8 protein-coding genes are annotated in these 12,004 nt (G+C 70.4%); 6 read left to right on the top strand and 2 right to left on the bottom strand.

Features of this window, described 5'->3' with window-relative positions:
* The 4 genes from ACRDP3_RS16565 to ACRDP3_RS16580 form a co-directional block, all read left to right on the top strand.
* Positions 1–1,541, top strand: a 1,541-nt coding sequence (locus tag ACRDP3_RS16565) for an IucA/IucC family protein (RefSeq protein ID WP_431517728.1), incomplete at its 5' end; no start/stop codon positions are given.
* A 39-nt stretch (positions 1,542–1,580) separates the two neighbouring features.
* The gene (locus tag ACRDP3_RS16570) at positions 1,581–2,321 is read left to right on the top strand and encodes a GNAT family N-acetyltransferase (protein WP_431517729.1); all 741 of its coding nucleotides are present in this window, start codon (positions 1,581–1,583) and stop codon (positions 2,319–2,321) included.
* Between the two features lie 72 nt (positions 2,322–2,393).
* Positions 2,394–4,289 carry an IucA/IucC family protein gene (locus ACRDP3_RS16575; protein WP_431517730.1) on the top strand — a complete coding sequence of 632 codons (1,896 nt, stop codon included), beginning with the start codon at positions 2,394–2,396 and terminating at the stop codon, positions 4,287–4,289.
* 40 nt (positions 4,290–4,329) lie between these two features.
* Complete coding sequence (locus ACRDP3_RS16580; RefSeq protein WP_431517731.1) at positions 4,330–6,360, top strand: ATP-dependent DNA helicase; 2,031 nt, start codon at positions 4,330–4,332, stop codon at positions 6,358–6,360.
* A 121-nt stretch (positions 6,361–6,481) separates the two neighbouring features.
* Here ACRDP3_RS16580 and lexA read toward each other — a convergent pair whose 3' ends face one another.
* The gene (gene lexA / locus ACRDP3_RS16585; protein ID WP_431517732.1) at positions 6,482–7,276 is read right to left on the bottom strand and encodes a transcriptional repressor LexA; all 795 of its coding nucleotides are present in this window, start codon (positions 7,274–7,276) and stop codon (positions 6,482–6,484) included.
* A gap of 451 nt (positions 7,277–7,727) precedes the next feature.
* On the opposite strand from lexA, the gene nrdR reads away from it, so the two are divergent.
* The gene (gene nrdR / locus ACRDP3_RS16590; RefSeq protein ID WP_431517733.1) at positions 7,728–8,258 is read left to right on the top strand and encodes a transcriptional regulator NrdR; all 531 of its coding nucleotides are present in this window, start codon (positions 7,728–7,730) and stop codon (positions 8,256–8,258) included.
* 148 nt (positions 8,259–8,406) lie between these two features.
* Complete coding sequence (locus ACRDP3_RS16595; RefSeq protein ID WP_431517734.1) at positions 8,407–11,310, top strand: vitamin B12-dependent ribonucleotide reductase; 2,904 nt, start codon at positions 8,407–8,409, stop codon at positions 11,308–11,310.
* 157 nt (positions 11,311–11,467) lie between these two features.
* On the opposite strand, the gene ACRDP3_RS16600 is transcribed toward ACRDP3_RS16595, so the two are convergent.
* Positions 11,468–12,004: hypothetical protein (locus ACRDP3_RS16600; protein ID WP_431517735.1), on the bottom strand; the 537-nt coding region annotated here is incomplete at its 5' end.

A 12,004-nucleotide genomic window follows, 5' to 3' on the forward strand; every position in this document is an offset into this window, starting at 1 on the left:
AGGTGGCGTCGCGGTCACGCGCCGGCGCGGGCGGCGCGGGCGCGGGCGCCCCCGAGGACGGGGCAGCTCTCGCGCAGAGTGTCGCGCTCGTCGGCCGGGTCGCCGACTCCGTGCAGCGCACCTCCGAGTTTCTCGCCGAACGCCGCGCCGTCCCCGAACCCCCGGCCGGGACCAGCCCGTTCCTGGACGCCGAACAGTCGCTGATCCTCGGCCATCCACTGCACCCGACACCCAAGAGCCGGCAGGGGTTCTCCGAGGCCGAGTCACGTGCCTACGCACCCGAACTGCGCGCCGCCTTCCCGCTGCACTGGATGGCGGTCGCCCGGTCCGTACTCGCCCAGGACTCGGCCTGGACCGAGAAGGGCCGGACAGTGACCGCCGAACGCCTGGCCGTCCGGCTGGCCGGAGAGTCACTGGTCGCCCGGCTGCCCGCCGACACCCTGCCGGTGCCGCTGCACCCCTGGCAGGCCCGCGAACTGTCGCACCGCCCGGATGTGGCCCGGCTGCTGGCCGGCGGACTGCTGCACGACCTCGGCCAGGCGGGGGAGGCCTGGCACGCCACCTCCTCGGTGCGCACCGTCGTGCGCACCGACGGGTCCGTGATGCTCAAACTCTCCCTGGGGCTGTCCATCACCAACTCCCGCCGGGAGAACCTGCGCAAGGAACTGCTGCGCGGTGTCGAGGTGCACCGGCTGCTGCGCGCCGGCCTGGGCGCCGAATGGCAGGCGGCCCACCCCGGCTTCGACATCGTCCGCGACCCGGCCTGGCTGGGCGTGGACGGATCCGACGGGCAGCCCGTGCCCGGCCTGGACACCGTCATCCGGCACAACCCCTTCGGGCCCGGCGACGACGCCGTCTGTGTCGCCGGACTCACCTCGCCCCGTCCGCGGCCCGGGATGCCGCGGGGAGCGCTGCGGTCGCGGCTCACCGACGTCGTCGAGCTGCTCGCCGTGCGCACCCGCCGGCCCGTGACGGCGGTGGCCACCGAGTGGTTCCTGCGCTACCTGGACACCGTCGTACGGCCGGTGCTCTGGCTGGACGCGCACGCGGGCATCGCCCTTGAGGCACACCAGCAGAACACCCTGGTGCTGCTGGACGGCGACGGCTGGCCCACCGGCGGACGCTACCGCGACAACCAGGGCTACTACTTCCGTACGTCCTGGCGTGACGCGCTGGAGCAGCGGCTGCCCGGCGCCGGACTCGGCGTCGCCAGCGACACGTTCGTGGCCGACGCGGTCACCGACGAGCGCTTCGCGTACTACCTCGGCATCAACAACGTCCTCGGCCTGATCGGCGCCTTCGGCGCGCAACGCCTCGCGGACGAACAGCTGTTGCTCGCCGCCCTCCGCCGGTTCCTGCGGGCGGAAGCGCGGGGGAGGGACGGCGCGCCCGTATCGCCGTTGCCCGCCTTGCTGCTGGAGTCGCCGACGCTGCGCTGCAAGGCCAACCTGCTCACCCGGCTGCACGGCATGGACGAGCTCGTCGGCCCCGTCGACACCCAGTCCGTCTATGTCACCGTCACCAACCCGCTGGCCCAGTAGGCCACCGGCCCGAGCAACTGAGAGGAGGCGCTCGCCGTCATGCAGCAGCCGACCCGCCCCGCTTCTTCGCGCACGTCCAGCAGCGACGACACCCTCGATCTCCAGCTGTCCGGCGAACTCGCGGCGCTGCTCGCCGAGCGCGCCGGCGCCCCGCCGCAGGCTCCTCATGCCGCCGGCCACACCGGTGACCTGACCCGGCTGACCGAGCCCGACCTGCTGGACTCGGTCGCCGACTGGCCACCCTTCACCACGTCCGTGGGCACGATGCGGCTCGTGCCCGTACGGATCGAGCGCGACGTCCGGCTGATCGCCGCCTGGATGAACGATCCCGCGGTGGCCGCCTTCTGGGAGCTGGCCGGGCCCGAAGAGGTAACCGCCGCTCACGTGCGGACACAGCTGGACGGCGACGGCCGCAGCGTTCCCTGCCTGGGCGTACTGGACGGCGTCCCGATGAGCTACTGGGAGATCTACCGCGCCGATCTCGATCCGATCGCCCGGTACTGCCGGGCGCGGCCCCACGACACCGGACTGCACCTGCTGATCGGCGGCGTGCCGGACCGGGGCCGCGGTGTCGGCACGGCGCTGCTGCGCGCCGTCGCCGATCTCGTCCTCGATCAACGGCCGCGCTGCGGCCGGGTCCTGGCCGAGCCGGACCTGCGCAACATTCCCTCTGTCGCGGCCTTCCTGAGCGCGGGCTTCCGGCTGTCCGCCGAGGTCGACCTGCCCGGCAAGCGCGCCGCCCTGATGGTCCGCGACCGCGAACTGCGGGCGGTCCTGTGAGGTGCCGTCAGTGCCGCCCACTCACCTCCATACCGCCCTGCTCGTCCCTGTCCCCGAAGAAGGAGCCACACAGTGCACCTACCGACTGCCGTCGACGGCCACAGCGACTCCGATGACTCCGGCGAGTCCCCCGAGTCCCGCCCGCTGCACGTCCCGCCCGGTCTCGATCCGGACAGCTGGCGCCGGGCCGGACGGCGGCTGCTCCTCAAGATGATCAGCGAGTTCGCGTACGAGGAGATCATCAAGCCCGAGGCCGAGCCCGAGGCCGAGCCGGATCCGGAATCCCACGCCGCACCCGGACACCGGGCCGACTCCGGTACGGCGCGCCCGTACCGCCCGTACCGCCTCGAGGTGAGCGACGGTCTCACCCTCCGCTTCCGGGCCCGCCGCACCGCCTATGGGCACTGGAACATCGACCCGGCCTCCCTCACCCCCGCCGACGCCGATCCCTTCGGTTTCCTCGCGCACGGCCACGCGACCGTTCTCGGGCTCACCGGCGACACGACCGGGCACCTGATCCGCGAGCTCACCGCCACGCTCACCGCAGACGTCCAGCTCGCCGCCCGCGAGCTCGCCGTCGACCGGCTCACCGAGCTCGACTACGCCGAGCTGGAAGGCCACCAGACGGGCCACCCCTGGCTCGTGGCGAACAAGGGCCGCCTCGGCTTCTCCGCCTCCGACGCGACCCGGTGGGCCCCGGAGGCGCGCCGCGCGCGACGGCTGCCCTGGCTCGCGGTCCGGACCCCGCTCGCCGCCTACCGCGGCGTCCCCGCGCTGGCCGAGCCGCAGAGCCTCTACGCGCGCGAGCTCAGCCCGGACACCCTCCGCCGTTTCCGGCAGACCCTGCGCTCGCGCGGGCTGCCGCCCGAGGAATACCTCTTCCTGCCCGTACACCCTTGGCAGTGGGACGAGACCGTCGCCCCGCTCTTCGCGGCCTCCCTCGCCGCGGCCGACATCGTCCCGCTGCAGTCGGACGGCGATCTGCGACTGCCCCAGCAGCCGGTCCGCACCTTCATCAACACCAGCCGTCCCGACAGGCACACGGTCAAGCTGCCGCTGTCCGTACTCAACACCCTGGTCTGGCGCGGACTGCCCACCGAACGCACCCTTGCCGCCCCCGCGGTCACCCAGTGGATGCACGGACTGCGCGACGCCGATCCCTACCTGCTCGACGAGTGCCGGGTGATCCTGCTCGGCGAGGTCGCCTCCGTCGCCGTCGCCCACCCGCTGTACGACCGGTTGCCGCAGGTGCCCTACCAGTACCGCGAACTGCTGGGCTGCGTCTGGCGCGAACCGCTGGGCCGGCAGCTGGAGTCCGGCGAGCGCGCCCGGACCCTGGCCGCCCTCATCCACACCGACGCGCGTGAGAGGTCCTTCACCGCGGAACTGGTCAGACGCTCCGGGCTGGAGCCGCGCGAGTGGCTGCGCCACCTCTTCGCGGCCCTGCTGCCCCCGCTGCTGCACTTCCTCTACCGCTACGGGACCGTCTTCTCGCCGCACGGCGAGAACGCCATCGTGATCTTCGACGAGCGCGACGTGCCCGTGCGGCTGGCGGTCAAGGACTTCGTCGACGACGTCAACGTCTGCGCCGAGCCGGTTCCGGAACTGGCCGCCATGCCGGACGAGGTGCGTGCCGTGCTGCTGACCGAGCCGCCCGGTTTCCTCACCCAGTTCATCCATTCCGGGCTCTTCGTCGGCGTGTTCCGCTATCTGGCGCCCCTGTGCGAGGAGCAACTGCACGTACCGGAGGGAGAGTTCTGGTCCCTCGTACGCGCGGAGATCGGGAGCTACCAGGCGCGGTTCCCGGAGCTGAAGGACCGGTTCGAGACGTTCGACCTGCTCACTCCGCGGATCGACCGGCTCTGCCTCAACCGCAACCGTCTGCACCTGGACGGTTACCGTGACCGCTCCGAACGCCCGCACGCCGCGGTGCACGGCACCGTACCCAACCCCCTGTGCACCGCGTGACCGGCCCGTTGTCAGCGGCGCCACGTAGGCTGTCGGATCTATGACCAAGCCCGCCCTCACCGACCTCCTGCACGCCGCCGTCACCGCCGTCGGCGGTACGGAGCGCCCTGGTCAGGTGGCCATGGCCGAAGCCGTCGCCGAAGCCGTCGATGACGGCACCCACCTGCTCATCCAGGCGGGCACCGGTACCGGCAAGTCGCTGGGCTACCTGGTCCCCGCCCTGGCACACGGCGAACGCGTCGTGGTGGCGACGGCGACCCTGGCGCTGCAACGGCAGCTCGTGGAGCGCGACCTGCCCCGCACCGTCGAGTCGCTGCAACCACTGCTGCGCCGCCGCGCCGAGTTCGCCATGCTCAAGGGCCGGTCCAACTACGTGTGCCTGCACCGCCTGCACGAGGGCGTGCCGCAGGAAGAGGAGGACGGCCTCTTCGATCAGTTCGAGACCGCCACTCCCACCTCACGGCTCGGCAAGGACCTGTTGCGACTGCGCGACTGGTCGGACGAGACCGAGACCGGCGACCGCGACGACCTGCGCCCCGGCGTGTCCGACCGTGCCTGGTCCCAGGTGTCGGTCTCGGCGCGCGAGTGCCTGGGCGCCGCCAAGTGCGCGTACGGCGCGGAGTGCTTCGCCGAGGCGGCCCGGGAGCGCGCCAAGCTCGCCGACGTCATCGTCACCAATCACGCCCTGCTCGCGATCGACGCGATCGAGGGGGCACCGGTGCTGCCGCCGCACGACGTGCTGATCGTCGACGAGGCGCACGAGCTGGTCTCGCGGGTGACAGGTGTGGCCACCGGTGAGCTGACGCCGGGCGGCGTCAACCGCGCGGTACGGCGGGCCGCCAAGCTCGTCGACGAGAAGGACGCCGACCGGCTGCAGACGGCGGCGGAGACCTTCGAGCGGCTGATGGAGCTGGCTCTTCCGGGACGGCTGGAGGTGGTTCCGGAGGACCTGGGATACGCGTTGGCGGCTCTCCGTGACGCGGCCCGCGCCTGCCTCACGGCACTGGGCAACACCCGCGACAAGTCCGTGCAGGACGAGAACGCCGTGCGCAAGCAGGCGCTGGCCGCGATGGAGAGCGTGCACGATGTCGCGGAACGGGTCGTGGAGGGATCCGAGTTCGATGTGATCTGGTACGAGCAGCACGACCGCTACGGCGCCTCCTTGCGCGTCGCCCCGCTTTCGGTCTCGGGTCTGCTGCGGGAGAAGCTGTTCGCCGACCGGTCCGTCGTACTCACCTCGGCGACGCTCAAGCTGGGCGGCGGCTTCAACGGAGTGGGGGCCTCGCTGGGCCTGGCCCCGGAGCGGGTGCTCGCTGACGACACGCCCCGCCGCGACGGCGGTACGGGGCAGGATGCGGCCGACGACGAGACCCCGCCGTGGCGGGGTCTGGACGCCGGGTCGCCCTTCGACTACCGCAAGCAGGGCATCCTCTACGTCGCCAAGCACCTGGCACCGCCCGGACGCGAGGGGTCCCGCCGGGACATGCTCGATGAGCTGGCCGAGCTGGTGGGGGCGGCGGGCGGCCGTACGCTCGGACTCTTCTCGTCCATGCGCGCCGCCCAGGCCGCGGCCGAGGACCTGCGCGGGCGGCTGGAGGTCCCCATCCTGCTCCAGGGTGAGGAGACGCTGGGCGAGCTGATCCGGCGCTTCGCCGAGGACGCGCAGACCTGTCTCTTCGGCACGCTCTCCCTCTGGCAGGGCGTCGATGTGCCCGGAGTGAACTGCCAGTTGGTCGTGATGGACCGCATTCCCTTCCCCCGTCCGGACGACCCCTTGATGAGTGCCCGGCAGAAGGCGGTGGAGGAGCACGGGGGGAACGGGTTCATGGCGGTCGCGGCCACGCACGCGGCCCTGCTGATGGCGCAGGGATCGGGGCGGCTCGTACGGGCCACGGGGGACCGCGGAGTGGTCGCCGTGCTCGATCCGCGGCTGGAGCGGGCGCGCTACGGCAGCTTCCTGCGCACCTCCATGCCGGACTTCTGGTACACGACGGACGGCGACCAGGTGCGGCGGTCGCTCGCAGCCATCGACACGATGGCCAAGGAGGCCGGCGCGGCCGGGCAGGCCTGACGGGGTCAGCGGCGAGCACGCACGGCGATGCCGTCGGTTCCGGAGGGGGAACCGACGGCTCAGCTCGTGCGGGCGGGGACGCGGACCCGGTCCAGGACGCGGACCCGGAAAAACCTGGGGCTCAAACCCTCCGCAGCACTGCGACGACCTTGCCGAGGATCGTCGCCTCGTCGCCCGCGATCGGCTGGTAGGCGACGTTGTGCGGCAGCAGCCATACGTGCCCGTCCTCGCGCTTGAAGCGCTTGACCGTGGCCTCGCCGTCCAGCATGGCGGCGACGATGTCCCCGTTCTCGGCGACGGGCTGGCGGCGGACCGTCACCCAGTCACCGTCACAGATCGCGGCCTCGATCATCGAGTCACCGACGACCTTCAGCACGAAGAGGTCGCCGTCGCCGACGAGTTGGCGCGGCAGCGGGAAGACGTCCTCGACCGACTCCTCGGCGAGGATCGGCCCGCCGGCGGCGATGCGGCCGACCAGCGGCACGTAGGACGCGGAGGGCTTGCCCGTGGTGTCGGCGACGGGCTGGGTGCTGGGCGTGTCCGATCCGCGGACCTCGTAGGCGCGCGGACGGTGCGGGTCGCGGCGCAGGAAGCCCTTGCGCTCCAGCGCCATCAGTTGGTGCGCCACGGACGAGGTGCTGGACAGGCCGACGGCCTGGCCGATCTCGCGCATGGACGGTGGGTAGCCACGCCGCTGCACCGAGTCGCGGATCACCTCGATCACCCGGCGCTGCCGGTCGGTGAGCCCCGAACTGTCCGCCCGGATCCCCGGAGGTCGGCCCGGCAGCGAGCGCTTCTCCTGCTGACTGTCCTGCGCCTCCGCGTCCATGGCCTCCTTCACCGGCTGAATGGTGTCCAGTGACTGCGCGGAGCGGTTCTGGGAGGTGATGGTGGCACTGTCTGCGGTGGTGGTCACGTCGGCCCCTCTCGAGCGGTTCTCCCTAGTAGGACAACGGTAGTTGGTTTCGAAAGGTTGCGCCAAACACACGTTCGAGTGAAAATTAGTGGTTCACCTGACTCGATCGGTGCCACCGGTGTAGTCCCCCGTTTACGGTCGGCCGCCGGCGCCGGCTCCCCGAGTGTCGCAGTCGCGCCCCGGCGCGCCTCCAGCACCCCGATTCGCGTAGTGTCGTCGCCGCCGCCGAGGCGCGACACGCGGTCGGCGACGAGGTCGAAGCTGACGCGCCGATACCAGATCTAGTGGTTAGATAGGCGCGCGTCACCCACAAGTTGTGGTCCCCGGCGTCCGTTCGGGGAGTTCTTCGCATATGCTTGTGGCTACTTCGCGGAGCCTTCACGGGGTCCGCCGAGGGCGTACCAGTCATGCACGATGCGGGCTTTCGCAGGCTCAAGGAGGGTGGGGAGCGATGCACTGTCCCTTCTGCCGACACCCCGACAGTCGCGTGGTCGACAGCCGTACGACCGACGACGGCACCGCGATCCGGCGCCGCCGCCAGTGTCCCGACTGCTCCCGCCGCTTCACCACGGTGGAGAACGCGTCACTCATGGTGATCAAGCGCAGCGGTGTCACCGAGCCGTTCAGCCGGGACAAGGTGATCGTCGGAGTCCGCAAGGCCTGCCAGGGCCGCCCGGTCACCGAGGACGCCCTCGCCCAGCTCGGCCAGCGGGTCGAGGAGGCCCTGCGGGCGACCGGCAGCGCCGAGCTGTCCACGCATGACGTCGGCCTCGCGATACTCGGCCCGCTCCAGGACCTCGATCTCGTGGCCTATTTGCGCTTCGCCTCGGTCTATCGCGCATTCGAGTCCCTTGAGGACTTCGAGGCCGCCGTCGAGGAGTTGCGGGACGCCCGTACGAGCGCCCTGGGCGGCGCCCGCGGCGAGGGCGGGCGGAGCGCCGAGGGTCCCGGAGCGCCGGTTTCTGTGCCCGCCGCCGACTGAGCGGCGGCACATCGAGACCTTCGGACCCGGCCGGAGTGCGCACTGCGCGCCGGCCGTCAGAGAGCCATCACGGAACCATCAGGCAAGCAGGTGCCCCGGGAAGATTCGGGGCGCGTCCGGGCGTTATGCCCGGTACAGGGAGGCGGGAATGACAGAGACGACGAGCGGTCCGGCACGAGGCTTCCGTGCGAAGGGCGGCAAGGTGAACAAGGGGCTGCGGATCGAGCGCATCCACACCACTCCCGGCGTGCATCCCTACGACGAGGTGGTCTGGGAGCAGCGGGACGTCGTGATGACGAACTGGCGTGACGGTTCGGTCAACTTCGAGCAGCGAGGTGTCGAGTTCCCCGCCTCCTGGTCGGTGAACGCGGCCAACATCGTCACCAGCAAGTACTTCCGTGGCGCGGTGGGCACCCCGCAGCGGGAGAAAAGCCTAAAGCAGCTGATCGACCGGGTGGTGAAGACCTACCGGGCGGCCGGCGAGGAGAACGGTTACTTCGCCTCGCCCGAGGACGCCGAGATCTTCGAGCACGAGCTGGCGTACGCCGTGCTGCACCAGATCTTCAGCTTCAACTCCCCGGTCTGGTTCAACGTTGGCACCACGCAGCCGCAGCAGGTCTCCGCCTGCTTCATCCTCTCGGTCGACGACTCCATGGAGTCGATCCTCGACTGGTACAAGGAAGAGGGGATGATCTTCAAGGGCGGGTCGGGGGCCGGGCTCAACCTGTCCCGTATCCGTTCCTCCAAGGAACTCCTCTCCTCCGGCGGCAACGCCTCCGGGCCCGTCTCCTTCATGCGCGGCGCCGACGCCTCCGCGGGCACGATCAAGTCGGGCGGGGCCACGCGCCGTGCGGCCAAGATGGTCGTGCTCGACGTCGACCACCCGGACGTCGAAGCCTTCATCGGGACGAAGGTGAAGGAGGAGGAGAAGATCCGGGCCCTGCGCGACGCGGGCTTCGACATGGACCTGGGCGGCGACGACATCACCTCCGTCCAGTACCAGAACGCCAACAACTCGGTGCGGGTGACCGACGAGTTCATGAAGGCCGTCGAGTCCGGCTCGCAGTTCGCGCTCCGCGGCCGCATGACGGGCGAGGTCGTCGAGCAGGTGGACGCCAAGTCCCTCTTCCGCAAGATGGCCGAGGCCGCGCACGTGTGTGCCGACCCCGGCATCCAGTACGACGACGTCATCAACCACTGGCACACCTCGCCGGAATCGGGCCGGATTACCGCATCCAACCCCTGCAGCGAGTACATGCACCTGGACAACTCGTCCTGCAACCTCGCCTCCCTGAACCTGATGAAGTTCCTGCGGGACGACGACGAAGGCCACCAGTCCTTCGACGCGGAGCGGTTCGCCAAGGTCGTCGAGCTCGTCATCACGGCGATGGACATCTCCATCTGCTTCGCCGACTTCCCGACGCAGAAGATCGGCGAGACGACCCGCGCCTTCCGCCAGTTGGGCATCGGTTACGCCAACCTGGGCGCACTGCTGATGGCGACCGGCCACGCCTACGACTCGGACGGCGGCCGCGCGCTCGCCGGTGGCATCACCTCGCTGATGACCGGCACCTCCTACCGGCGTTCGGCCGAACTGGCCGCGGTCGTCGGCCCGTACGAGGGTTACGCACGTAACGCCGACGCGCACAACCGAGTCATGCGGCAGCACTCCGACGCCAACGCCTCGGCGACGCGCGCCGACGACCTGGACACCCCGGTCTGGGCGGCGGCCACCGAGGCCTGGCAGGACGTGCTGCGACTGGGCGGGAAGAACGGCTTCCGCAACGCCCAGGCGTCGGTGCTGGCGCCCACCGGCACCATCGGTCTGATGATGGACTGCGACACCACCGGCGTCGAACCGGACCTGGCTCTGGTCAAGTTCAAGAAGCTGGTCGGCGGCGGGTCGATGCAGATCGTGAACAACACGGTGCCCAAGGCCCTCAAGCGGTTCGGCTACCAGCCCGAGCAGGTCGAGGCCATCGTGGAGTACATCGCCGAACACGGAAACGTCATCGACGCGCCCGGCCTGAAGCCGGCGCACTACGACGTCTTCGACTGCGCGATGGGCGAGCGTTCCATCTCGCCGATGGGCCACGTACGGATGATGGCGGCGGCCCAGCCGTTCCTCTCCGGTGCCATCTCCAAGACCGTGAACATGCCCTCGTCCTCGACCGTCGAGGACGTCGAGGAGATCTACCTGCAGGGCTGGAAGCTGGGCACCAAGGCGCTCGCGGTCTATGTCGAGAACTCCAAGGTGGGCCAGCCGCTCTCCGCCAAGCGTAAGGAGAAGCAGGCCGAGGCACCCGCGGCTCAGGCACAGCCGGAGAAGGTCATCGAGTACCGCCCCGTGCGGCACCGCCTGCCCAAGGGCCGCCCCGGCATCACCACCTCCTTCACGGTGGGCGGCGCCGAGGGGTACATGACGGCGAACTCCTACCCGGACGACGGCCTGGGCGTGGTCTTCCTGGAGATGTCCAAGCAGGGCTCGACCCTCGCGGGCATGATGGACGCCTTCTCCATCGCCGTCTCGGTCGGCCTGCAGTACGGGGTGCCGCTGGAGACGTACGTCTCGAAGTTCACCAACATGCGCTTCGAGCCCGCGGGCATGACGGACGACCCGGACGTGCGGATGGCGCAGTCGATCGTCGACTACATCTTCCGCCGCCTCGCGCTCGACTTCCTGCCCTTCGAGACCCGCTCGGCCCTCGGCATCCACTCCGCGAGCGAGCGTCAGCGCCACCTGGAGACCGGCTCCTACGAGTCGTCCGAGGACGAACTCGACGTGGAAGGCCTCGCCCAGTCCGCGCCGAAGGCCCAGACGGTCCGGGATGCGAAGGAGAAGGCCAAGGACGAAGCGCGGGCCGAGGGGATCAGCGAACCGCAGGCGGCCACCCCGGCGCCGGTGGAGGCACACAACTCCACCGAGCTGATGGAGATGCAGCTCGGCCTGAACGCCGACGCGCCGCTCTGCTTCTCCTGCGGCACCAAGATGCGCCGCGCGGGCAGCTGCTATCTCTGCGAGGGCTGCGGCTCGACCAGCGGCTGCAGCTGAAAGGTCGCGATATCGCGTCGGATGCGACTCTCACGTGATGTGTCCGGGTAGCTGAACTGCGGCTCAACGAGGGCGTCGACCTCTGGTCGGCGCCCTCAGGCGTGTCACGAACACGGCCTCGCCGGCCGCAACCAGCGCTCCCGGGTTGGTGGCCCGCTCATTGCCGGGTGGCGGACTGCCCTACGGCAACCTGCGCGTCGACGGCCGCCAGTACTGCGTTTGCCAGTTCCTCGATGGAGCGGCCGTCGCTTGCCTCGATGCAATCCAGGCCCAACCTGTCGACAACATCCAGCATGAGCGTCTGGTAGCGGCTGGTGCGGGCGAGGAATTTCTCCATCAGGTGTTGTTCCTCGGCCGCAGCCTCCCCGTAATGGCCGGCGGCGTGCACCCGGGCACGTAGGACGGCATCGTCCGCGGTAAGCCACACGGCGGCCGTGTGCGGGGCTGCCAGCTGTGCGACGCGGACGGGCCAGAGCGCCGATCCTTCCAGGACCAGGCCCGTGCCGGCACTGTTCACGGCGGCCGTGATCAGCTCCTCGATCTGTGGCCACAGCCGTTCGTAGTGGTCGAGAACTGACGTGATCATTTCGTCAACGGTGAGTGATCCGTAGTGCTCGGCGACGTGCGCCGGCACTTCCCACTCAGGTGTTCGCCAGGGCCGCCCCGGGTGCCGCGCCAGCCCGTCCGTCGAGAG

It is taken from the genome of Streptomyces sp. (assembly GCF_050698815.1).
Classification (GTDB): Bacteria; Actinomycetota; Actinomycetes; order Streptomycetales; family Streptomycetaceae; genus Streptomyces.